26 protein-coding genes and 3 pseudogenes are annotated in these 23,634 nt (G+C 37.4%); 24 read left to right on the forward strand and 5 right to left on the reverse strand.

Annotated elements, in window-relative coordinates; genetic code table 11:
- Positions 1-297 precede the first annotated feature (297 nt).
- On the forward strand, positions 298-648 hold the full coding sequence (locus PGP85_RS20725) for a hypothetical protein (RefSeq protein WP_071862921.1): 351 nt from the start codon (positions 298-300) through the stop codon (positions 646-648).
- A 33-nt stretch (positions 649-681) separates the two neighbouring features.
- Here PGP85_RS20725 and PGP85_RS20730 read toward each other — a convergent pair.
- Positions 682-1,808, reverse strand: a protein-coding gene (locus PGP85_RS20730; protein ID WP_270329121.1) for an IS3 family transposase whose coding sequence is annotated in 2 segments (ribosomal slippage) — positions 682-1,580 and positions 1,580-1,808 — 1,128 coding nt in all. Because the reading frame shifts where the segments join, the coding sequence is not laid out codon by codon here.
- Positions 1,809-2,711: 903 nt separating this feature from the next.
- Between PGP85_RS20730 and PGP85_RS20735 the strand changes: the two genes are divergently transcribed.
- The 6 genes from PGP85_RS20735 (at position 2,712) to PGP85_RS20760 (ending at position 6,350) form a co-directional block, all read left to right on the forward strand.
- The gene (locus PGP85_RS20735; protein ID WP_114526114.1) at positions 2,712-4,064 is read left to right on the forward strand and encodes a C39 family peptidase; all 1,353 of its coding nucleotides are present in this window, start codon (positions 2,712-2,714) and stop codon (positions 4,062-4,064) included.
- Between the two features lie 71 nt (positions 4,065-4,135).
- Positions 4,136-4,399, forward strand: coding sequence for an AbrB/MazE/SpoVT family DNA-binding domain-containing protein (locus PGP85_RS20740; RefSeq protein ID WP_010742450.1), 264 nt, complete (start codon positions 4,136-4,138; stop codon positions 4,397-4,399).
- Positions 4,393-4,740, forward strand: a complete 348-nt coding sequence (locus PGP85_RS20745; protein ID WP_010742449.1) for a type II toxin-antitoxin system PemK/MazF family toxin — start codon at positions 4,393-4,395, stop codon at positions 4,738-4,740. The genes PGP85_RS20740 and PGP85_RS20745 overlap by 7 nt, the downstream gene beginning before the upstream one ends.
- Positions 4,741-4,755: 15 nt before the next feature.
- Positions 4,756-5,469 (forward strand): hypothetical protein, encoded by a 714-nt coding sequence (locus tag PGP85_RS20750; RefSeq protein WP_010742448.1) that lies wholly within the window; start codon positions 4,756-4,758, stop codon positions 5,467-5,469.
- 180 nt (positions 5,470-5,649) lie between these two features.
- Positions 5,650-5,814, forward strand: coding sequence for a hypothetical protein (locus PGP85_RS20755; protein ID WP_270329106.1), 165 nt, complete (start codon positions 5,650-5,652; stop codon positions 5,812-5,814).
- 8 nt (positions 5,815-5,822) lie between these two features.
- Positions 5,823-6,350, forward strand: a complete 528-nt coding sequence (locus PGP85_RS20760; RefSeq protein ID WP_270329107.1) for a hypothetical protein — start codon at positions 5,823-5,825, stop codon at positions 6,348-6,350.
- Between the two features lie 225 nt (positions 6,351-6,575).
- Here PGP85_RS20760 and PGP85_RS20765 read toward each other — a convergent pair whose 3' ends face one another.
- Both PGP85_RS20765 and PGP85_RS20770 read right to left on the reverse strand, forming a co-directional pair.
- Complete coding sequence (locus PGP85_RS20765; RefSeq protein WP_114526121.1) at positions 6,576-6,662, reverse strand: type I toxin-antitoxin system Fst family toxin; 87 nt, start codon at positions 6,660-6,662, stop codon at positions 6,576-6,578.
- A 495-nt stretch (positions 6,663-7,157) separates the two neighbouring features.
- Positions 7,158-7,427 (reverse strand): annotated as a pseudogene (locus tag PGP85_RS20770) (DDE-type integrase/transposase/recombinase); the annotation flags it as partial.
- Between the two features lie 157 nt (positions 7,428-7,584).
- Here PGP85_RS20770 and PGP85_RS20775 point away from each other — a divergent pair.
- From PGP85_RS20775 to PGP85_RS20840, 14 genes and pseudogenes are all read left to right on the forward strand, one after another.
- Positions 7,585-7,725 (forward strand): hypothetical protein, encoded by a 141-nt coding sequence (locus PGP85_RS20775; protein WP_002316998.1) that lies wholly within the window; start codon positions 7,585-7,587, stop codon positions 7,723-7,725.
- Positions 7,726-7,738: 13 nt separating this feature from the next.
- Positions 7,739-8,410: a type IA DNA topoisomerase gene (locus tag PGP85_RS20780; RefSeq protein WP_270329108.1), complete on the forward strand. Its 672-nt coding sequence runs from the start codon at positions 7,739-7,741 to the stop codon at positions 8,408-8,410.
- Between the two features lie 556 nt (positions 8,411-8,966).
- Positions 8,967-9,155 (forward strand): hypothetical protein, encoded by a 189-nt coding sequence (locus PGP85_RS20785; protein WP_002311028.1) that lies wholly within the window; start codon positions 8,967-8,969, stop codon positions 9,153-9,155.
- 722 nt (positions 9,156-9,877) lie between these two features.
- Positions 9,878-10,300 carry a cupin domain-containing protein gene (locus PGP85_RS20790; RefSeq protein WP_002307506.1) on the forward strand — a complete coding sequence of 141 codons (423 nt, stop codon included), beginning with the start codon at positions 9,878-9,880 and terminating at the stop codon, positions 10,298-10,300.
- Positions 10,301-10,383: 83 nt separating this feature from the next.
- Positions 10,384-11,037 carry an ABC transporter ATP-binding protein gene (locus PGP85_RS20795; RefSeq protein ID WP_010742427.1) on the forward strand — a complete coding sequence of 218 codons (654 nt, stop codon included), beginning with the start codon at positions 10,384-10,386 and terminating at the stop codon, positions 11,035-11,037.
- Positions 11,034-11,798, forward strand: a complete 765-nt coding sequence (locus PGP85_RS20800) for an ABC transporter permease (protein ID WP_002318452.1) — start codon at positions 11,034-11,036, stop codon at positions 11,796-11,798. The genes PGP85_RS20795 and PGP85_RS20800 overlap by 4 nt, the downstream gene beginning before the upstream one ends.
- A gap of 44 nt (positions 11,799-11,842) precedes the next feature.
- Positions 11,843-12,160, forward strand: a pseudogene (locus tag PGP85_RS20805) (DNA topoisomerase); the annotation flags it as partial.
- Positions 12,160-12,399 (forward strand): annotated as a pseudogene (locus PGP85_RS20810) (transposase); the annotation flags it as partial. The pseudogenes PGP85_RS20805 and PGP85_RS20810, both read left to right, overlap by 1 nt.
- A gap of 534 nt (positions 12,400-12,933) precedes the next feature.
- Positions 12,934-13,506 carry a Dps family protein gene (locus tag PGP85_RS20815; RefSeq protein WP_002292150.1) on the forward strand — a complete coding sequence of 191 codons (573 nt, stop codon included), beginning with the start codon at positions 12,934-12,936 and terminating at the stop codon, positions 13,504-13,506.
- A gap of 144 nt (positions 13,507-13,650) precedes the next feature.
- Positions 13,651-14,355 (forward strand): Crp/Fnr family transcriptional regulator, encoded by a 705-nt coding sequence (locus PGP85_RS20820; RefSeq protein WP_003125436.1) that lies wholly within the window; start codon positions 13,651-13,653, stop codon positions 14,353-14,355.
- A gap of 228 nt (positions 14,356-14,583) precedes the next feature.
- Positions 14,584-14,916: a hypothetical protein gene (locus PGP85_RS20825; RefSeq protein ID WP_270329109.1), complete on the forward strand. Its 333-nt coding sequence runs from the start codon at positions 14,584-14,586 to the stop codon at positions 14,914-14,916.
- Positions 14,907-15,761, forward strand: coding sequence for a prolipoprotein diacylglyceryl transferase (gene lgt, locus PGP85_RS20830; protein WP_071858786.1), 855 nt, complete (start codon positions 14,907-14,909; stop codon positions 15,759-15,761). Before PGP85_RS20825 ends, lgt begins: the two co-directional genes overlap by 10 nt.
- A gap of 146 nt (positions 15,762-15,907) precedes the next feature.
- On the forward strand, positions 15,908-16,141 hold the full coding sequence (locus PGP85_RS20835) for a heavy-metal-associated domain-containing protein (protein ID WP_003103602.1): 234 nt from the start codon (positions 15,908-15,910) through the stop codon (positions 16,139-16,141).
- Between the two features lie 197 nt (positions 16,142-16,338).
- The gene (locus tag PGP85_RS20840; protein ID WP_270329110.1) at positions 16,339-18,243 is read left to right on the forward strand and encodes a heavy metal translocating P-type ATPase; all 1,905 of its coding nucleotides are present in this window, start codon (positions 16,339-16,341) and stop codon (positions 18,241-18,243) included.
- A gap of 360 nt (positions 18,244-18,603) precedes the next feature.
- Here the strand turns inward: PGP85_RS20840 and PGP85_RS20845 are convergent, their stop codons facing one another.
- Positions 18,604-19,044: an OsmC family protein gene (locus PGP85_RS20845; protein WP_002292163.1), complete on the reverse strand. Its 441-nt coding sequence runs from the start codon at positions 19,042-19,044 to the stop codon at positions 18,604-18,606.
- Positions 19,045-19,345: 301 nt separating this feature from the next.
- The gene (locus tag PGP85_RS20850) at positions 19,346-19,906 is read right to left on the reverse strand and encodes a TetR/AcrR family transcriptional regulator (protein WP_103892184.1); all 561 of its coding nucleotides are present in this window, start codon (positions 19,904-19,906) and stop codon (positions 19,346-19,348) included.
- A 172-nt stretch (positions 19,907-20,078) separates the two neighbouring features.
- Between PGP85_RS20850 and PGP85_RS20855 the strand changes: the two genes are divergently transcribed.
- From PGP85_RS20855 to PGP85_RS20865, 3 genes are read left to right on the forward strand one after another with little or no spacing between them, the layout of a single operon-like run.
- The gene (locus tag PGP85_RS20855) at positions 20,079-21,017 is read left to right on the forward strand and encodes an ABC transporter ATP-binding protein (protein WP_137619581.1); all 939 of its coding nucleotides are present in this window, start codon (positions 20,079-20,081) and stop codon (positions 21,015-21,017) included.
- The gene (locus PGP85_RS20860; RefSeq protein ID WP_048602892.1) at positions 21,004-21,897 is read left to right on the forward strand and encodes an ABC transporter ATP-binding protein; all 894 of its coding nucleotides are present in this window, start codon (positions 21,004-21,006) and stop codon (positions 21,895-21,897) included. Before PGP85_RS20855 ends, PGP85_RS20860 begins: the two co-directional genes overlap by 14 nt.
- On the forward strand, positions 21,898-23,367 hold the full coding sequence (locus tag PGP85_RS20865) for an ABC transporter permease subunit (protein ID WP_270329119.1): 1,470 nt from the start codon (positions 21,898-21,900) through the stop codon (positions 23,365-23,367).
- The last annotated feature ends 267 nt before the right edge of the window (positions 23,368-23,634 follow it).

Below are 23,634 nucleotides of genomic sequence, written 5' to 3' on the forward strand. Positions count from 1 at the left end.
AATGAAAAGTCTAGTTGGATCCACGTAGGGTCATCCATTACTCTATTTACGAGGTTACTACCGATTGTATCAGCAAACTAGAGATGAAATTAAGAGACAAGAGATTATAGAGAAAATGAGCGGAATTATCGACAAAAATCGTAAACAGTTTTTGATGCCCGAAGGCTGAGATAGGGAGTTTGTAGAGATAGTTCAGTTACTTGGATATAAAATTGATTTAGTAGAGGAAAAAATATTGAAAAACTTAGATGAATTATCAACTTAGCTAGCAAGCGTAAAACTTCAAGGAGGGAAAGAATGAAACAAGAAAGTATTGTCCAATCGAATAATGAATTACTAAATGATAAAAGGGTATTAATGGTTAATCCCAAAGACGAGGTATCTGTTAAAACAATCAAAACAGATAGCAGAGGGTACACAAGGCTAATAGATCAGTATTGCAGCAATCACTTTGGTAAGAGTTTTACTTTTAAGGACTTCAACAATTGGTTAGTAAATAGAGGCATTAAGGTGGTTCAAAATAACGGAACAACAGCATTAACGCAAGCAATATTTGTCTCATATATTAGTTATCACTATATTCTAACGAAAAATTATAGACAAGATAAAGAGGTTGGATTGGAAATAATCATGAATATATGGATTTGAGTCAATATCTTGGACAAATTTTAGTAGAGACGGCTATGCCATTTCCTCTCTTGACAGATCTTCAAACTCCTGTGGAGTTAGATAACCAATCGAACTATGGATTCGATTTCGATTATAGAATCCTTCAATGTAGCTAAATAACGACCGATTTGCTTCTTCAAAATCTGAGTAAGTAGTCGTATATACTTCTTCTTTTTTCAATGAGGCATGGAAAGATTCGATTCCCGCATTATCATAAGGCGTTCCTTTTAGGCTATAGGAATGTCTTATTTTGTTGGATTTAAGCCAGTTTTCCACGTCAATTGCTGTATATTGGCTGCCTAAATCAGTGTGTAGAATCATTCCTTCTGGAATGGGATAATGCTTTTTTGCTTTATTCAATGTTTGGATCACACAATCTACAGTCATTCGTTTTGAAAATGTATAGCTAATAATTTTTTTAGTATGTAAATCCATGATTGAAGACAAGTAGCACCAACTATTTTTCTTGGTAGGAATGTAAGTGATATCAGCCACCCATTTTTCACAAATCGTTTTAGTAGAAAAATCTTGGTTTAAGATATTTACTCTGGATACCACTGCTTGTTTATTACTTTGTGGTTTGTATTTTCTAATAGTAATAGAACGTAAACTCAGTTGTCGCATTAGTTTTTGTACGTGTCTAAGTGAAACTGAAATGTTTTCTTTGAGCAATACATGATAGATTTTTGTCGCACCATATCGCTGTTTGTTTTCAAAAAAGATATCAGTAATTTTCCGTTTCAAGAAATTATTTTTTATTTGCGTAGCAGTTAAAGGTTTATTTTTATAGAAATAATAGACACTTCTGGGAATTTCTAATAACCGACACAACAAAGAAACAGTGTAATCCTTACACCATTTTTCTATAAATTGAACAAGCGAATTTAGGTCTTTCGAGAGAATATGGCTGCGGCTTTTTTTAAGATTTCAAGTTCCTCTTTTAAACGAGCATTTTCTTTTCTCAATTCAGCCACTTCTTTTCCAGTCAGTCCTGTGGACTGATTAGGTAAATATAAATTCTTCCATTTGTAAATCGTTGCTTCAGATAAGCCATATTCTTTCGCTAGCCCTCGAACAGAACGTCCAGTTTGATTCAGATCAACAATTATCTGTTTGAAATTTTCTTCGTATCGGTTCATAAAATTCATCCTCTCGTAGATAAGTTTAATTTATTTCTGTCTCCACGAAAAGTTGTCTAAGATTTGATACTAACACCAATAGAAGACAAAATAAGAAGTAATAATCAACATTAACGATTACAAATAAAGAGGATAATTAATATAGAAATGAGTGAGCATAATGACCATTTGTATTGAATTATTCACCGTTCAGGGTATGGGCCTATCAATTGCTATCCGCTTTCTTTAAGCTTAATGTTAGGAGTTTTTGATCTTTTTTATCTTAGGAAGAGTGATTGAGCATGAAACTATACATCATTGAGACGAGAGAATCAACGAAGACAACAAATGGATGGAAGCAAATTGCCGTTTCCAATGTATTGGCCAATAGTTCTTATAAAGCGCTTAACATTGTTAATGAACAGTACGAGTCAGATGAATACATTCATAAGGTCGTATCTAGCATTGAACTGCACAATAAAGTTTTTATAAGGACTTATTACCCTAAATGATTTTTATGAAAGAAAGTAAGCGCCGCTTACTGAAGGACAACAGTTAGAATAAGTGAAAGAGCAAAAATGAAAATTTTTACTTGTAATGTATCGGAGGTAATTGGCAGTCATGTATACGAGATTAAAGAAACATTCGGAAAATGAAAACCTGAATAATTTGAGTGTATATGAATTAAGAAATGACCTGAGAAAAGTTTTAATTCTTACAAGCTTATGTGGTTTATTATCCTATATTACTTTTCAGACAGGTGAATGCTTCAGAGAGTCTTTGATGTGTACTTTCTTAGGAGTGATAGCTTCTAGCGTGATCGGTAGTTTCTACTTCAAAGCTAAAAGAAAGTAACAAATTGAATAAAAAGATTTTTTTGAAATAACGATCAGTAAGGTCATGGTATTAGGAAAGAGGGAGAATATGAAAAAGAAGTGTTGGAAGTTATTAGTTATTGGTTTGTTAACGGTTCCCTTAGGGCTGGGAGGAATTGTTCAGGCGGAAAATGTCCTTGAACAATCGTCTCAAACAGTCCAATCAGAAACCAGTACGACTGAAACAAGCGAAACTCGAAAAAATAGAACCGAAGAAAGTCAAACGCAATCAAGCCAGTCAGAAAGCGACCAGCCGAAAGCTGAACAACCCGAAACTCCAGATGTGACCAATCTCAATCCTGCTGTAAGGGCGGTACCTGAACAAGAGGTTATGGCTCCCAATCCAGAAACTGGTGAGATTGCCGAAGAAGATGCACGCAGCGCGTCACTTCCTGTCGAAGCGTATGCAGCAGCAAGTCTAAAACCTGTTTACCGCGTGTACAATCCGAATTCAGGAGAACACTTACACACGTTAAACGGTGGCGAAAAAGACAATCTAATGTCATTAGGATGGGTCTATGAAGGCATTAGTATGCAAATTGATGGCAGCGGTAGTAATCTGTACCGTGCCTATAACCCGAACTCAGGCGAGCATTTTTATACCAAAGATTCGAAGGAAATCGACAAAATCAAACGTGCCGGCTGGCGCTATGAAGGTGTCGCTTGGAAAGTACCAAACGGCGGCCAAAAAGTTTATCGCGTGTTCAATCCAAATGCACGAGACGCTGGCAGCCATCATTATACGTTGTTAGAATCTGAAAAAAGTGATTTGGTCAGACGTGGGTGGCGGTACGAAGGCGTTTCTTGGTCTGTCACTGGTGGCGCGGTTCCTGCTAAATCAACGAACATCATCAATAGTGTTCCTTATGTTAGCCAATACACACCTGTGAAGGCGCCTTGGGGATGTGCGTCTGCTTCGTTAGCAATGATCCTTGGATCAAAGAATATCCGACCAAACCTAAGAACGATGCAAGACCGCTTGCCAATGTATCCAAGTAATCCGAATGGCCAAAAAGGAAATGTGTATACTGGCGCTGGCTTCGGTTGGGTGATCAAACCGAATGCGTTAGCAGCATATGGTAAAACCTATGGCGGAAATACAGTAGATATTTCAGGATCAAATACCGTACAAATTATTAATCGTGTGTTGAATGGTCAACCCGTTCTATATTATGGCTTTTCTTCGTACCAGAAGAATTCCGATAAGAATAGAAATCATGCAAAAGTGATCGCTGGGTACAATAACGGGAAATTCTTAGTCTATGATCCATTGTATTATTCAGCAAATGCAGGCGCAGGCAGTGGTGGTAAAAATATGTTATACGATCGAGGCGCAAGAGCCTGGGTTACGATGGGGCAATTCAATGCCGAACGCGACGGGCGTGCGGTAACAATTCAATAAAGTATAATTATGGCTATACAATCTTTTTTGTTTATGATACACTGTAAGTATCAACAAAGGAGGACACGTGTATGGAAGTTCTAAAAATTCTCAAGTGGGGAAACAGTAGTGGAATGAGAATTCCGAAAAGCATTATGAAAACAATGAATCTCCACGAAAACGATCAGGTTCAGATGGAAATTGAAGTGGTTGACGGTAGAAGACGTTTAGTGATTCAATCTGAAAACGAAGCGAAAGACCCAACTATTGAAGAACTCTTTGAAAACTATCACGGTGGAAGACAAAAAGTTGATTTACAAGATCTTGGAGAAGCCGTAGGTAATGAGAAATGGTAAATGTACCTAAACAGGGAGACATATTGTTGTTGAACGCAGCGCCGAGAGCTGGACATGAGCAGACAGGAAAAAGACCGTATATTGTTCTAAGTCACAATATTGTTGCAGCAAATAGTAATGTAGTCATCGTTGCGCCAATAACTACAACAAAGCGGGTATATCCACTTTACGTGGCTATTCCCAAAGAGCTAGGGATGAAAACAACAGGTAAGGTAATGCTGGATCAATTAACAACGATTGATTATGAAGCAAGAGAGTGTTTGTTCTTGGAAAAGGCAAATGACGTGCTTGTGATCGAACTTTTAAAAAAAGTAAGAGCCGTGTTTCAAAAAAATAGTTAAGAAGGAGATTTCAAAATGAAAATGAGTCGTTTAGGTAAGTGGATTGTTGGTTTAGTAGTGGCATTAGGATTTACAGGGGTTGCTTTGGCAAGTACCACAGACGTTGAGGCATCAACGTTGTATCGTGCGTATAACCCAAACACAGGAGAACACTTGTATACCCAAAATGGCAACGAGATCCCATTCGTGGTTCGCGCAGGGTGGCGCAACGAAGGCACAGCATGGGAAGCACCTAGTCAAGGAGCAAGAGTTTATCGGATGTTTAACCCGAATAACGGGGGAGATCATCATTACACTTTGAACATGAACGAAGTAAATATGTTAAAAGGAAAAGGCTGGCGCTATGAAGGGGAATCGTGGAAATCTGGTGGTTCGACACCGGTTTATCGTTTATATAACCCAAATGCGAAATCAGGTACCCATCATTTCACCATATTAGCAAGTGAGAAAAACAACTTGGTTAGGGCTGGCTGGAGATATGAAGGTGTGGCTTTCTACTCAGGGAAAGATACTCCTAACACTGGCGGTAACAATGGAGGAAACGGTGGCGGATCACAACAATTAACCTGGACCGTCTGGTACAACGTTCCTGCTGATGAAGATCAATCCTATGCCCTGAAACCAGGACAAAAGAAATTTGCAACTGAAGGTGAAGCAAAAGCGTTTATTGATAAATACGCAAGAGAGACACCAACCGGATCAACAGGCTTTGGTTATAGACAAATCTAATTACAAACGATAATTCAGACCTTGTAGAAATTATTCTACAAGGTCTTTTTTATATAAATATTTTATAGGGAGGAATAATGATGGACAATAAAATTTATTTTGATAGCTCATAAAGGATATTTATGACTGACACTAAGCTAACTCAAAAGAGGTGGCTTTTTTTTATTTGGAGGGAAAGAGATGAAAAATAAGAGATTCAAATTAGCAGGATTACTTAGTTTAATTTTAATTGGAATAAGCAGCTTTTTATTCCAAGGAACTGCCCAAGCAAAAGAAGATAAGAACGTTCAAATTAAAACAACAAGTCAAGCAAGATCAACGAAGGTTCGAATCAAATTTCTTTAGGGAAACTCATGATCACGAATAATTTAGTCAAAGCACCTGAAATCTCTACACAAGCGACAGTCAACGGTAAGGATACATTCACACCAGGGAAAGATACGCCAATGAAAGATGTGGCAAAACTGACCGGTCTTGAGGTAGGACAGAAGTATCGCCTTAAAGAGATTACACTTTGGAGAATCCAAAATGGTGATATTAAGAATGCTACACCAGTTTATCAAGCAGACGAAGATTTTGTTGCTAAATCAGAGACAATGGAAAAAGTCATTGAAACGCTTGTAGACACATCGAAAGACGATAAAAATACGTCTTATGTGTGGACTGAAAAACTGGCTGAACTAGATGAATCAGATAAAGAAAAAGAAGCAGCTGAGCACGTGGATTTAACCAACAAAGAGCAAACTGTAACACCTGAAATTCCTGAAACACCAAAAGAAGAACCGAAAATCGAAACCTTACACGTCCTCCTTCAGACGAACCTTTGCCGCATGAACAACAAAGTTCTAGGCCTAAGAATAAGTTTGAAGAAAGAGTCATGAAAGCAACTGAGTTGAATAAGTTGATCGAAAAGAACGTTGAGAAGTCAACAGACAAACGAGCGGTTAATGAAAGCCCAAGGATGAAATAGAAATCCTATAATTGAGAATTAACTACATTCGTGCTATACTGAAGGGGCAAACGATCGAACATTTGAAACACGTAAGCCCTGGAGAGGTAGGATTCTCCAGGGCTTTTTTCGTGGGCTGATGTCGCCTTTTTTAGTTTTACTTCTTGCTTCGGTTATTCAGCCAATAACTGAATAAGGAAACGATTATTCCGACAAGAAGGGGGCAAACGAACACGTCGAACATTCAAAACACCTCCTTCAGTCGCTAAGACTTGTAGGAAGGCGACGCTTCATTTTATCACATAAAATAAGGACAATGAGCTAAAACTATTCATGAGTACGTGTGTCTCTCACGCGTACTTTTTTTGTTGGATTTAAAGAAAAAAAAGAAGCGAACCTAAAAGGTTCGCTCCTGAAGATGCCTTACCTAATGGAACAGTCAAGGCCTAAATGATCGCTTTGAAGAAATCGTTGGAGAGATTGAAGCGTATCGTGAAATCCGATATGTGGCAGAAAAACCAGAAGAGAAGAATCGTCCTGAGCATGGTGTGAATAAGAAGTAACAAATGACCCGGCCTCTTTCAGCAGCCTTTTCTTTTTCGTTCAGCCAGGGCGAGCCGCCCGTTTATTTTTGAACCACTAAGCGGCGGGGGCGGTGGGAGCTAGTGAGTGAAAAAATAAAAAAGGTTCTGTTGCAAAGTTTTAAATAAAGAATAAAATCCCTTACGGTATCTATGATTTAAGCTGGGATTCCCAATAATATCTTGATTTCAGTACAGACCGAAAACCCGAAGAGAGTGCCTTCTTTTCGGGTTTTCTTATATAATCCTCGGATGGCTTCCATGCCTTTAATCGTGGTAGAGGCAGTGCGTAAACTTCGATAGAATTTATTGCGTCTCTTTACTGAACGATGGTCTTGTTCAATCAAATTATTCAGGTATTTAATGGTACGATGTTCTGTCCCTTGATAAAAGCCGTATTCTTTTAGTTTCTTAAAGGCACTTGTAACAAGTCAATTATCAGATTGAACAGAAAAGTGGATTGACAGCTGAAGCAGTTGAAGAGCTCAAAGATTACTCAAATAAACAATTTCAAGGCTAGAGAACAAAAGCAAGAACAAACAATAGCTTTACAAAGAGAAGAAGAAAAATAAAGGAGAGTGAGCTATGAATTTTCTACAAAATAATTTCCAAACTTTATATTTAGGTGCAGCTGCAGGAGATATTCAAGGAAGAATTTCCGGAGCATTAACAACAGTTCAATCCGTATTGACAGGTATACAAGATCGTCAAAAAGCATTTAGATGAAGCGGAAACAATCGTGATTGCGACCGACAGCGACCGAGAAGGTGAAGCAATCGCCCGCTTGATTATCAACCTTTCGGGAAATAGCCGGAAAACCATTAAACGTTTATGGATCAACTCGCTTGAAACTAGCGAAATCAAAAAAGGATTTCAAAATCTGAAGGACGGACAGGCGTTTTATTCCACTTACAAAGAAGCAGAAACCCGACAAATTGCTGATTGGCTGGTAGGAATCAATCTCACCCGTCTTTACACGCTTTATATGCAGAAAAACGGCATGAGAGGCGTGTTTAGCGTTGGACGCGTCCAAACCCCGACTTTGTTCTTGATTTACCAACGCAACGAAGAAATCAAACATTTCGTCAGCAAGCCATTTTATGAGTTGTATGCCACTTTCACACACTCGAATGGTAAGTACAAAGGGAAATACAAAGAGCGGTTTGATACACTCGAAAACCTAGACAAAGGAAAAGTTTATGGCTGTTCGGGCTACAAAGACGGTTGCAAATTTACGCTTCCTAAAAGATGGAGCCAAAAAGCACTCACAAAGAAAAATGTCCAAGATTTATTAAGCAAAAGAGAAACGAGTTTAATCAAAGGGTTCAAAAGTAAAAAAGGAAGCAATTTCTCGGCAAAGTTAACACTGAATGACGAAATGAAATTAGCTTTTGAATTTCCAAAAAAATAAAAACACAAGATCTAGACCTTGCCCCTTTTGGAAAAAAGGGGCAAGCCCCCAAAATCGTCTCAGTCACCCAGTTGTAATAGCCTAAAACTGAATAACACTTAAATAAGTCAAGAAACGGGTAAGTATTTTTTGGCAGACCACCAAAAAATCTCCACCCTCACAGTCCTTGACTTCTTTATTTTTGGCTGTGGGCTGTCGTCGCCGACAGTCAAACCAGTTGTAAAAAATATTTGCTATCTTGCCTGTCGCTAAAATAGTGTACCGCCAAAAAACGCTTGAAAGGAATTTTTCTTTTGCTCGCTTGTTGCTTTGTAAGAATAAGTAGCTATTCTGCAAATAACCCTAATATTTCGTATTTCTCTAAAAAACCAGTGTTTGAGAGGGAAGTTCTACGCTCATTTCAGATTGATCTATGGGTAACTATCCATGAAAATGCCTGTAAACCGCTCTTCTTTCAGTTTTTTTAAAGAGAGAGAAAATAAAAATAAAATACCAACTTTTTACGTATATTAATAACGAAGGACTTAAATATAGGATGATCAAAGGAGGCGTTCTTATGTATGAAGACGAATGGAGAGAATACTATGCAACCAAAAATGAGAGCATACATATTACGAGAAACAAACTCATTTTCCAATGCAATGAAGGAATCGCTCTGTCTACTCATAAAACGGAAATTGAAAGAATCATGCATGCATTGGCACTTAAACTCTTATTACTGGAGTTAAATTCATATGATTTTTAATCTGCAAAAAAGTTTATAGCACCGTCGCTTATACCAGAAAATATAACAAACGCCGCATTGTTTTTTTGTGCACTTTAATAATCTATTCAACTAAGGAATTAAGCTGGCTGTCAAGAGAGTAATATCGTATTGAATCTCAGGTGGAAATTTTCTGCGGTATCTTTTTTGACTGAAATGACATTAGTGTTTTTTGGGGATTGTGTATGTAAGTATTTTTTAAAATCATTTTAACAAGTTTTGGACAAAAATTCTCATGAAAAAACAGAATTTAAATAGCATGATAAATTAGAGAAGATAGTTTAATGTGCTTATAGGAACACCCCACTTTTACAGTCACAATCAATAACCTTGCTACTTTCTTTCGAAATTGATAAGATTCTAAAGGATTGACAACGCTTGATAGTGAGCATAAACTTAATGTACGCTAGTTAGTTTACAAGTGCAAACTAAAAAAGTATGATGTGTCGTCTCTGAAATTCTCCCTGATTCAAGTCATAACCAGAGTACATATCGGTTATTTTTTGATTCCATATTTTTTCCTTTATGTGCTGAGGATTAAGGGGTACCAATTGTAATTGCGCGTTATATGGTCTTTGTTTAGAATCGCTCTCCAAAAAGCCAATTTTTTGCATAGAATTTTAGATGTGGTACCATTAATTAGAATTATTATAAATAAGAAGTAGGTATCATTGTTTTAGTAAAAAGACTAGGAGGAATGGAAGATGGAAATAGACTACAAGGATCATGGGAAGAAGCCGTATATCATTAATATTGAAGACGCCACCACAGGAAATGATAATTACCGGACGACCATTTGGACAGGCAGTAAACTGCAAGTCACCGTAATGTCCATTCAACCGGGCGATGACATCGGTTTGGAAGTGCACGAAGGCATTGACCAATTTATCCGTATTGAAGAAGGAGAAGGCGTGTGTAAAATGGGGCCTTCTAAAGATAACTTACATGTTCAACAAAAAGTGATGGATGATGACGCCGTATTTGTTCCGGCGGACATGTGGCACAACATCGAAAACACCGGTGATAAGCCGCTCAGACTGTATACCATTTATGCTGGTCCAGATCACCTTGAAGGAACGGTTCACCCTACTCATGAAGACGCCAAAAACGATCCAAACGAACACTGAGGTACACTAGGATGAAACAAAAGCCCTGCACCCGTATGGATGGTCCACTGGTGCAGGGCTTTTTTATAAAGGAGAGAAGTGGTATGAGTGATTCATTGTTTAAATTAGAGAAGGTTGGTTTTCAGGCAAACGGAAACCAAATCCTTCAAGATATCTCTTTTACAGTAAACAAAGGGGAAGTGATTGTTTTTTCTGGTCCTTCTGGAAGTGGAAAAAGTACCCTTTTGAAATTAATTGGTACGCTGCTTTCCCCAACTTCCGGAAAAATTTATTATCGAGGTACGGATCTGCAAAAAATCGATCCTGTGGAGTATAGAAAAGAAGTCTCTTATTTCTTTCAAAACGCTTCTCTATTCGATGAGACAGTTCAAGAGAACTTGTCTTTTCCTGCCCGCATAAGAGAAGAAGGATTTGATCGGGAACGTGCAAAAAAATTGTTAGAACGAGTTCAAATACCTGAAACTTACTTATCGAAAGAGGTCAAGGAACTATCAGGAGGGGAAAAACAACGGGTTGCATTGGTCCGAAATTTGATGTATCAACCGAAAGTGTTGCTCCTGGATGAAGTTACCAGTTCATTGGACCAAGAAAACAGAGCGATTGTCCTTGATTTAGTCCGAGACATGATGAAAGACCAACAAACTACGGTGTTGGCCGTCACTCACAACCAGGAAGAAATCGACCAAGCTTCTCGTCTGATTACTATCAAAGGTGGAAAAATGGAGGAATCGAAATGACAAACAATTTGGAAATCAGTAATCTTTCTTTGCTTTTATCCTCTGTCCTCTTGATAGTTGCCTTGTTGATTGATTACAAAGAGAAATTGGGATTAGGAAACGACATTTTTATTGCGGGAATTCGCGCTGTCGTTCAATTATTCCTTATTGGATATGTATTGAGCTACGTATTACGAGTGGATAACAACTTTCTCACTTTAGCGATGGTTTTGTTCATTGTGTTCAACGCTTCTTATAACGCCCATACACGCAGTGAGGGGATCAACCGCTCTTTTAAAATTTCAACGACGGCTATTGGAGTAGGAACAGCCTTGTCCTTACTCATTCTTGTTTTTTCAGGAGTCATTGACTGGTCCCCTTCCCAAATCGTTCCAATTACAGGCATGATTGCCAGCAACGCCATGACTGCGATTGGAGTGACCTATCGGTCTTTGAATTCAAAATTTACGGACCAACGCCAACAGGTATTGGAAAAATTGGCATTGGGAGCCAATAAAAAACAAGCGTCCATGAGTATTGTAAGAGAAAGCGTCAAAACGGGCATGGCTCCTTCTATTGACCGAACAAAAACGGTTGGACTTGTCAGCCTACCAGGTATGATGTCAGGGTTGATTTTTGCGGGAATTGATCCTGTTCAAGCGATTCGTTACCAAATTGTTGTGATGTTTATGTTGATTTCAGTTACTGCGATTTCTTCGTTTATTGCTAGTTATATGGCTTACCGTGAGTTTTATAACAATCGCAGTCAATTAATTATATGATTTGGGATGATACACTACTCTTAAAACCAGTGGTTACAATTTTATGTAGTATCATTGGCGAACGTGCCGAAGTTGATGTTAAGAGTGTTGAAAAAGAAACGCAACCGCCAAAAGCTTTTACAGAGGGTACACTTTTAACCGCTATGAAAACGGCGAATAAAACGGTTGATAATGAAGAAGCAATAAAAATTTTACAAGAAGTTGAGGGGATTGGAACAGAAGCAACAAGAGCAAGTATTATTGAAGCGTTAAAACAAAAAGAATATATCCAAGTGATTAAGAATAAACTTGTTGTAACTGAAAAAGGAAAATTATTGTGCCAGGCAGTTGAAAGTCAGCACCTTTTAACGAGTGCTGAAATGATTTCCCATTAGCCATACGCAAGACTATTTACTCTACGAACTTGATTGAATCCTTTAATAAGCAAATCAAGAAATACAGCCACCGCAAGGAACAGTTCCAAAATGAAGAGTCGATGGAACGTTTCTTAGTCTCGTCTTTTGATACTCACAACCAAAAATTCCTAGGTCGCAGTCATAAAGGTTTCCAACAGGCCGAAGGCGAGCTCGAACAAATGCTGAGTCAACCGATGGAGAATTAGAAACAATCTACAGTAGGAAAGAACCATTTACACAAAATTATTGACGCTCCCAAGCTAAAACTCCTATTAATCGATCTACTAAAAATAAATAAAAAATTCTTTTCAATTTTTATTTATGGTATGACATAAATAAAGTAAAGTTATTCTTCTAGGTTAATCTTATTAATACTCTTTCTCACTAGTGTTGCATGCAACACTAGTGAGAAAGAGCATTAAATATACTGCAAGGCAAGACATTTGGTAATTGAAGAATAACAAGCAAAAAAATAGCAGTCAGGTCTCTTGACAAAGTATAGTTGCTATTCTTTTTTTAGGCCCTACTTTAATGAAATTTTTGTTTGGAGGGAACGACTTCATTCCTTTGATTATTTCAGTTGAATTTAATAGAGAAGCCTGGCGTCTATTAAGAAATACTTTTCTTGATGAGCGTCAATTTTTTTAACGGAAATCTATCCTATACTAAATTCAGTAAAGAAAAAGGAGGAATCAAAGAAAGCTATTTTAAACAAACCAAAATTATAGGAGGAATAAATCATGACTGAAAATAAAGCTACTCAAGAAAGAACACCCCAAGAAAGATTGCAAGAAGAACAAGAACACAAGGAACATGTTCATCATACGAAAATTAATGCAGCGGCCATTGCGGATCATCTTTTAGGCAACATGCATACATTACATGTGAAACTGCACCAATATCACTGGTATGTAAAAGGAGCCAATTTCTTTACGTTGCATGAAAAATTTGAAGAGTTGTATAACGAAAATGAAAAATGGTTCGACAAACTTGCGGAGCGTCTAATTACTTCTGGGCATAAACCTGCTTCGACAACGGTTGAATTTGAAAAATATTCGATGCTTTCGGAAGATGCAGTTAATAAATACGCTAAAGCAGAAGACATGGTTGAAAATATTATCGAGGACTTCAGAAGCACTCGTGACCTAACTATTCGCGCGATTCGTTTAGCTCAAGACGAGGGTGACGATGCTTTAGAAGATACATTGATTGCTTTTAAAAATGACTTAGACAAGAACATTTGGATGCTGCAAGCGTTCATTGGTAAAGAAGCATTAGAAGATGATGACGCTCTTGATGAGGATGAAGATTAAGGTAAAAGTAGAAGCTGATTTAGGGATTGGAATTCTTTCCAGTCCTTTTTCCATTTTCTTGATGTGCATCAATTTTTTTGTAGTAAGAGACTTATATAATAAAAGCAGCGAATATAAACAAAATAAATAAAGGGGGAGAATGAATTGACTAAACATACCCATCATGAAATTGGCGACCACGCAGCCTGTATCCGCTTGGTTCCAATATTCAATCACTTAGAGGATAGCGCGATGAATTACATTGCTGAAAAAGCCCACACGAAACAGTATCAAAAAGGAGAGTTTCTGTTTCGTTCACAAGAAAAAGAGGATACTTTATATATTATCAATCGTGGGAAAATCCGTATTTATCGATTGGCAGACTCTGGCAAAGAGCAGCTAGTGCGGATCTTGAACCCTGGTGATTTCACCGGAGAATGGACCTTGTTCAACCCGGATGCAGTACACGAGGAATATGCCGAAGCAACCCGAGATACCGTTGTCTGTATGATTCAGCAAAAAGATGTCCAAGATTTTCTGGAACAATACCCAGCTATTTCTTTAAAACTATTGGCGGAAATGTCTAAACGGTTAGAAAGTTCAGAACGTCAAACGACACAAGTAGCCTTGGAGAGTGTCATTACCCGTTTAGTTTTGTTTTTGGCAGAAAATGTGGAACCTGAAATGGGCAACTCTCCCACCATCACCCTGCCGATGGAAAAAAAGGACATTGCTTCCTATTTAGGAACGACACCTGAGACCATCAGTCGCAAATTTGGAGAATTGGAGGACGAGGGATTGATTCAACAGCTGTCTGGGAAAAGGATCAAGATTCAGGATTTAGATGATTTATTGCTTTACAGCGAATAATCGGACACACTTTTTTCTACACGTTGGTGTTCTGTCGCTCTTCATTAACAACGGGACAGAACTCAGTGCTTTTGCTTCCATCTGTCCGTTTTTGGCTTTTTTAAGACAGAACGACCTTCATTCATTGGAAAAATAAAAGCACAAACATGATAACCCTCAAGTTTTTTTGTTTTATTTTTCTTTAAGATAGGGTTGTCGAACAAAACGTAAAAATAAGTAGGGGTGAATGTGCATTATTTTTGGGTGATAGTTGCCATCACGTTGTCAGCAGCGGGTGCATTCTTTGTCGTCCCTTTCACCAAGAACACGATTGGCGGCGAAGCAAAAACGTCTAACGTTGTTGAGGCAGATAGGTTAGCTATGGAAAAAGAAGAGGAAGTTGTAAAAGGAGCCGGCGTAATCGGACACGGAAAAGTGGCGTATTACGAAGCGAGTGACCAGGGAGATAAAAGTGTATTCACTGTTTGGTTTCCATGGAGCTTAGCCGGAATCTTGTTCAGCATCACCATGACTAGAATGACGCGAAAAATTGAAGAAATGGAGCAAATAGAATGGGATTAGTATTAGGCGTTTTGAATCCCCATGTGGTGGAGATTGGTTCTGTTGTGATTCATTGGTATGGAGTCATTATTGCAGTGGGCATATTAGCGGCTCTCCAGTTGAGCACCAAGGAAGCAAAGAAAAAAGGACTGGAAGAGGATACCATTATCGATATGGCCTTATGGGCAATTCCGATTGGACTCCTCGGCGCTCGGCTTTATTATGTGTTATTTGAACTTGGTTATTATCTGCAAAATCCAGGACAAATCCTTGCGATTTGGAATGGCGGCATTGCGATTTATGGGGGATTGATTGCAGGAGGGGGTACGCTATATTGGTATGCAAAGAAAAAAGGTACTTCTTTGGCACTCGTTCTTGATATTTTAGCGCCCAATGTATTGTTAGCCCAGTCCATTGGTCGTTGGGGCAATTTTATGAATCAGGAAGCTCATGGTGGACCGGTTACTCGTCAATTCTTGGAAAATCTTTATTTACCTGAATTTATCATTGAACAAATGAATATCAATGGTACCTACTACCATCCGACTTTTTTATACGAGTCATTGTGGAGTTTGTTGGGCTTTGTCCTCATCGTCACTATACGGAACCGAAAGCAGCTTTTGCGTCAAGGAGAAGTCGCTTTGAGTTACGTTTTGTGGTACTCAGTGGGTCGGTTCTTCATTGAAGGTATGCGAACGGACAGTTTATGGATTGGCGAGTGGATCCGCGTTTCGCAAGCCTTGTCTCTGGCCCTGTTTATTGGCGCGATTGTAGTATGGTTTATACGCAGACAAGATTATCCACCAATTTCTTATTATTCTGATGGCAATAAGGGGCAGAAAAAGACTATTAAGATGGTGAATTGAGCAAAAAGATAAAAAGAAGTGCAAAACTTGATATGCGTCAATTTTCGTTTGCTAAAAGGGAGCTATACTACAGTTGTAAAGAGGAAAAGGCAGTGTTCATTAATCTGCTGCCGATAAAATAAAAACACATAAAGGAGATAGGAATTATGGAAAAAGCTATATTGCAATTAGAAACGTTGTCTTGTCCAAGTTGTATGCAAAAAATTGAAGGTGCTGTGAAATCAGTTAACGGTATTGATAAAGACAGCATTAAAGTATTATTCAACTCCAGCAAAGTCAAAACCAATTTTGATTCAGCTGTCACTTCGATTGAAGAGATTCAAAAAGCTATCGAAAACGTAGGCTATCCGGTCCTTAAAGCAAAAGTCAAGGCCGCTTAACAGATTAAATGAACTAGGCAATTCTGGAAGAAAAGCTATTTTTCCAGGATTGCTTTTTTTGTTGCAATCCGATTCGAGGTGCTTAGAAACGATAAAAGAGAACTTTCTAAACTTGATGTCAGTCAATTAATTACTTAGGCAATTATCTTATACTGTGTTTATCAATAAAAGAGAAATTAAATTTGGAGGGAAAAAGCATGCAACAATATATATTAAGCAAGAAAAATGTTATCACCGTCATCAGTGGATTGTTAATCGTACTCGGTTTCTTCAGTCACTTTGTTTTAGAAAACGTAGGACTTTCAGAGTGGTCTTTGATCATCGCCTCTGTCTTTGGGATTATGCCAATTGCCATTCAAGCGTTTCAAGCAATGAAAGTCAAAGTCATCAGTATTGATGTTTTAGTCAGTATTGCAGCGATTGGTGCGCTTTTTATTCAAAATTATGAAGAATCGGCTATTGTCACGTTCTTATTCTTATTCGGACACTACTTGGAACAACGAACATTGAACCAAACGCGATCTGCTATCAAAGAATTGACTGAAATGGCACCCGAAAGCGCCTTGAAACAAATGGATAATGGCGAATTTGAAGAAGTAGAAGTGGATGATATAGATGAAGGGGATATCTTGCTCGTTAAAACGGGTGCGAAAGTTCCAGTAGATGGTATAGTCCTTACGGGTGAAGGGCATATCAATGAAGCTAGCATTACAGGTGAAGCTGTTCCGGTCAACAAGCAAGCTGACGCAGAAGTTTTTGCAGGAACCATTTTAGAAAACGGAACGATTCAAATCAGAGCTGACCGAGTTGGTGAGGACACCACATTTGGAAAAATTATTGAACTCGTGGAAGAAGCACAAGATTCTAAATCCGAAGCGGAACGGTTCATTGATCGCTTTTCTAAATACTACACACCAGCTGTCTTGGTTCTGGCAATTGTTGTATGGGCGTTCAGTCAAAATATTGAGTTAGCAATCACCATCTTGGTTCTAGGTTGCCCAGGCGCATTAGTTATCGGAGTGCCTGTCTCAAACGTTGCCGGTATTGGGAATGGTGCTCGTAACGGTGTTCTTTTAAAAGGGAGTGAAGTCATTCAAGACTTCAGCAATGTGGATACAATTGTATTTGATAAGACAGGTACTTTAACTGTCGGAAACCCAACCGTTGCAGCGACTGAACTGTATGAAAAAGATCCTGCTGAAACGCTTGGCTATCTGGCCAGTGTGGAACGAGAATCAGATCATCCATTAGCAAAAGCGGTCTTAAATCAAATTGGAGAAACAAACTTTTATCCTGTTGAAGGAACTGAAGTCGTGAAAGGCGGCGGAATCGTTTCAAGTGTAGCTGGACATAGAGTGGCTGTTGGGAATGTGGCCTTGATGGAAAAAGAAAATGTCACTCTCAGCAAAAAAGTGCAAAAAGATGTCAAACGGTTTGAACAACATGGGAACTCTCTCGTTTTGACAGCGGTCGACGGTGAATTAAAAGTACTGATGGGCATTCGCGATCAAGTCCGTCCGGGTGTGAAAGCTAATTTGCAGGAATTAAAAGACTTGGGCGTGAAAAATCTAGTCGTTCTTTCAGGAGATAACCAAGGAACCGTTGATGTGGTCGCCGGCGAACTTGGTTTGACCGAAGCTCACGGCCACATGTTGCCGGAAGACAAATCGGCTTATATCGGAAAACTTCAACAACGTGGTCAAATTGTAGCCTTTGTTGGAGATGGCGTTAACGATAGTCCGTCCTTAGCTTTAGCAGACATTGGAATCGCAATGGGAAGCGGAACGGACGTAGCGATTGAAACATCCGATGTCGTTTTAATGAACTCGAACTTCAGCAACTTGCCTCACGCATTAGGATTAGTAAAAGCCACCGCAAATAATATGAAACAAAATATCGTGATTTCAGTTGGAGTAGTGTTGGTCTTGTTGACCAGCGTCTTCTTCAGCGAATGGATGAATATGTCTATCGGAATGTTGGTTCATGAAGGTAGTATCTTGGTGGTAATTTTCAATGGCATGAGATTAATGAAGTATAAGTTGAAAGGTCGGAAAGAACAAAAAGAAGTATCAGCACCTGCAGAGAAAGTAAAAATATCTTAAGAATAAATTAGAAGAGGCTGAGACAATAGTCCATCCTTGAAATGACAAAAGCGGAAACTCAGATTTTTAAATCTGGGATTTTCCGCTTTTTTGAGTTCTTGAAAAAAAAAATAAGAGTATAGAGTATGTTCTTTATAAAATTAATTTTCGTGTAAATGATTAAAAAATTTAATAATAAAATTTAAATTCCTATTAAGTTGTAACACATGAAATTGCTTAAAATAATGTATTTAAAATCTTGATTTAACTAGTTTTTTTCTCTCGTCTTTTTTATAGATATGTATACCTTCGAAAAGACAAGAAATAAAATAGAAATACCTGTTTAGTGCAAAATGAGAAGAATCTTTTTTAATTCATAGTTTATAATTTATGGATTTCTGATTTAGTCGTAGGTGCATTTTTAATGGTATCAGCTACCGGACAAGTACGATCAATAAATGCGATAAAATCTGAAATCTCTTCATCAGTATTATCAGCTTCGATATAAAATTTAGATACGATTGCAGAATAGCCTATTTTAGCTGCTTTATTTTTTCCTATAAAACCATCAGGATCTAATACTCCATCTATCTCTACACGGATATCGTTTAAATTTATGCCCTGCACTTTAGCGAAAGACCGAGCTACAATAACTTTACATGCTCCAAGAGAGGCTAATAAAGCTTCAATCGGATTCATCCCTTCATCTGATCCACCTAAATTTTTTGGTTCATCCAAAATAAATTCAAAATTCCTGGATGTACATGAAACTTTCATTCCACCAATTGACTGAGCTACTGCATGAAATGTTTCTTTTGCCATAAAAATAACCTCCTTTTAATTTAATAACTTTATCGTATCATGAAAGCATTATTTTTACCCGCATAGTCACATGAGAAACAGAAAAATTTATATTTTTGAATTTTTTTGCAAAAAATAAAAATCTTTTGTGCAATTGAATAGGTTAATGCATGGAAAAAAGCAGCAAACATAAATCAAAGTGGATCCTATAGAATAGACACTAAAAAAAGTGCCTTTATAGGGTCCTTTTCAATCCATTTTAGTTTCATAAGGTTTCTTTTTTTAAAATGTCCTTGACATAGAATCCATTTCAATTCTTCGATTAGCTAAATTTTTCTAAAGTCTGTGTATATAGTTCAATAATTTCTTCACGACTAATTTGATTTCTTTTCTCCTTATACCAAAAGACGGATTGAATCGTGATCCCCATAATGATCTGTCCTTTATAACTAAGCTCTATGGGTAATTCTTCGTCACTAGCTCCTTTTTTTATGCGGTTACCTAGCATGCTCTTCCCGTACTCGCGCACACTTTCAAGTTCAAAAATGATATTAGCATTCATTTGAATACTGAAAATGAGATATAAGAGATTATCAAATTGATCCAATAGTTGTTCAAAAACAATAATAAAAAAGTTGTCTTTTTCTTCATTTGAGTTTTTGATAGCAAAATCAAATATTTCATTCATTTTATGTTTAATAAAAAAGGTTATAAAATCATATTTATCCAAGAAATGATTGTAGAAAGTTGGTCGTCGAACCATAGCAGCATCACATATTTCTGTTACTGAAATATTTTCAAATTCTTTTTCATGTAATAAGTTTTCAAATGCTTCTATAAGTGCCTTATGAGTTTTTTGAACCCTTAAATCTAATTGTTGCATATAGGGCCTCCTTTTTAGAGAAAGCATCAATTATCGAAAAAATGTAAATTATTTATCAGATCCTGAAAATATGTCTCTTGTCCTCCTTTGTGAGACTAGTATAACATTTGTAAATAAAGAAACGATTGTTAATTATCTTATAATCGATATTTAAAAGAAAGGTAGGAATATGATGTCAGTTATTGAAGTGAAACATGTGACCAAAGACTATGGACATGGACGTGGAATATTTGATGTTTCTTTTGAGATAAATGAGGGAGAAGCTTTTGGATTCTTGGGACCGAATGGTGCTGGAAAGTCGACAGCTATTCGCCACTTAATGGGCTTTTCTAAAGCTGATGAGGGAGAACTTTCTATTAATGGAAAAGATAGTTGGAAATCAGCAGCCAATATTAAACAAGATGTTGGTTATTTACCTGGAGAGTTGGCTTTTCCAAAAGGAATGACAGGAGACCAATTTATTGAGTTCATGGCAAATGAAAGAAAAATTACTGATATGACAAGGACAGAGCAGCTTAAAGAGCTCTTTAAAGTAGATACTTCTAAAGAGATTAAAGAAATGAGTCTTGGGACCAAAAGAAAGCTAGCGGTCGTTACTGCTTTTATGCATAATCCAAAAATATTGATATTAGATGAACCTACTTCAGGATTAGATCCTGTTATGCAAGAACGCTTCATTCAATTTATCTTAAAAGAAAAATCAGAAGGGAAAACAATCCTCCTATCTAGTCACATCTTTACTGAAGTGGATGCAACATGTGATCGCATTGCCATCATTAAGGATGGGGTAGTGGTTTCAACAGTTGAATCCAATGAATTGAAGCAGAGTACGAATAAATCATTCAAAATTGAGTTTGCTAGTTTTGAGGATTATCAGAAGTTTATAGAAAATACCGAATTTACTATTCCAACTAAAAGACCTGAACAAAATCAAGTTAAACTAAGTTTAACGGATCAGAAGATGCAAGAATTTTTTACAGAATTAAGTGAGGTAAAGGTAAATTTTATTTCAGAAATTAAATTTACTTTGGAAGATTACTTTATGGACTTTTATGATCGTAAGAAAACAGTGGCTGCTGGAGAGGAGAATTTGCGATATGGCTTACATTGATATCAAACATTTGACTAAGGATTATGGAAATGGACACGGAATATTTGATGTATCTTTAGAAATTGAAAAAGGAGAAAACTATGGCTTCGTAGGTATCAATGGTGCAGGGAAAACGACTACTATCCGGCACTTGATGGGTTTCCTGAAACCTGATGAAGGAAGCGTCACTATTAATGGACTTGATGCCACCAAAAGTAGTGCAGAAGTCAAACGTTATGTATCTTATATTCCTGGTGAGATCAATTTTCCAGGAAACAAAACCGGTGAAGAGTTTTTAAAAGATCAAATCTATTTATCTGGACGCGGAAGTTGGGAACGTGCTAAAGAGTTAAGTAATCTTCTTCAATTAGATGTGACGGCCAATGTGCGTTCCATGAGTAAAGGGATGAAACAAAAAACAGCTATTGTTTCAGCATTTGCATCTAATGCAGATATCTTAATTATGGATGAACCAAGTACAGGTTTAGATCCTCTAATGCGTGACATCTTCCTTGATCTTTTAAAACAAGAAAAGAAACAAGGAAAAACGATTCTTATGTCTAGCAATATCTTCCAAGAAGTGGAAGAAGTCAGTGACCGAGTCGCAATCATCCGAGAGGGCAAAATTATTGATATCACAGATATGGCAGACATTCGTTATAACGAGAATAAAAGTTATCGAATGGAATTTAAATCACTCGCCGATTTCGAACGTTTCTTAAATTTAGGCTACCAATTGACTATGGTAAAAGCGGAAGATTTACAAGTTTTCGTTCAAATTCATGATAAAAATATTAATTATCTCATTCAAGATTTAAAAGATTTTGACTTGGTCTATTTTAAAGAAATTAAATTCTCATTTGAAGATTATATTACTGAGATATTTAAGGAGGAAGTATAAATGTTTTCAAAACCAATATTTAAGCAAAGTATCAAAACCAATTGGAAGCTATGGGCAATTATCACAATCGTCGCTTCAGTCATTTTATCTGGTTTCATCATAGGTTATGATGCGGCAGGATATGCATCGATTGCCGCTGCAGCGGAAGGAACCGCTTTTTCCAGTCTTCTCTCATCAATGGACAGTCTCTTAGGAAACTTAGAAAATTTCTATAAACTGATTGCTCTTATTCTTGGAATTGTTTATGTTGTATTTACAGCAAATACTCTTGTAGTGAGCGAGGTAGACTCTGGATCTATGGCTTATACTTTATCAACACCCATAAAACGTTCAAGTGTCATTTTTACCAAATCGCTTTACCTCATCTTATCGGTTATTTTAATGTATGTCATTGTTTCATTAGCCGGTTTAGGTGCCTCTCAATTACAGTACAACAACGTGACGGGCTATCCAATCACAGAGGATATAGAAAAAGCATCAGAAACATTAGATAAAAGTGAAGGTTATCTATCTGAACATTTATATTTAATTAAAGATAATGAACAAGCTATGCGAGATGCTGCTGAAGCTCGCGATATGGATCTGGACGCCTATTCAATATACTTAGGAGAGGTCATCAAGGATCACTCCTATGAAGAGGCTGCAGAAATTATCACCGATGAACGTTGGGATATCTATGAAGATGATGATGACATGGAAGATGATGATATTGAAATCACAACTGAGGAATTGATCGAAAACCCGGCGATGATATTAACAAGTAATGACGCATTGACGGCTGGTGCAAGTGTACAAGGAATTTCTGTTAATGAGTACCGTCAATTTCTGGCAGATGAAATAACTGCACTTGAAGCTGAAAAGAATGAAGAAAATAAAGGAAAATCTCAGCCAACTGTCATGATTACGGAAGCCAATGGTGAACTCTTATTACAGGCTGTTATTGACTCTTCTGCAAAGGCCTTAAATATGAATAGTGCCCAAGTGAAAGAGAATTTGAGTTTAATTAAAGATTCTACCGCTTTAGAGGCGTCTATGGAAGCAACTGATTTAAATGAAGAACAAATCATTACGATGGCAAACCATGCCATGGTATCATCTGCAAGATCTGTCGATGCTGCTCTGGAATTTGATACAGAAACTTATTTTTGGTTAAGTCTTGGTCTACTCATCTTAATCCTAGCCATAAGCTCTGTTTCATTCTTCGCATCAACTCTATTTAACCGCTCAGGATTAGCTTTAGCTATCGGTGGGGGGATACCATTTGCTTTCTTCCTACTTACTATGGTTCAGCAACTGATGGACGATGCTCCAGTTATACTCGAGTATCTAACGATAACAACTCTATTTGATACAGATGCGATATTAGCTAGTGGCGAGTTTGGTTGGGGATTAGTTGCTTTAGGAACCATTGCTTTCGTTCTATATGCAGCGTCAAATGTTATCTTTACAAAGAAAGATTTACCACTTTAATATTGAAAGAACTATCAGTAAATTCCTTAGCAGCTACCGATAAATGAAGAGAATATAATGTGAGAAAGAGAATGAGACGGGCAAGATGATCTGATAACAGTTAACCTGGCAACTAATAAGTATTGGAGATGGTGCGAAGTAAGATTGATAAAAAATGGATAAAGGATTAGATTTAATACAATGTCTTATCACGATTCTAATGATTTGATGAGAGTGTAAAATATTTTGTGTAAATGAGAAAGTCCATTCTATTATTTAAGTTAAAAC

This window comes from Enterococcus malodoratus (assembly GCF_027659535.1).
GTDB classification, from domain to species: domain Bacteria; phylum Bacillota; class Bacilli; order Lactobacillales; family Enterococcaceae; genus Enterococcus_A; species Enterococcus_A malodoratus.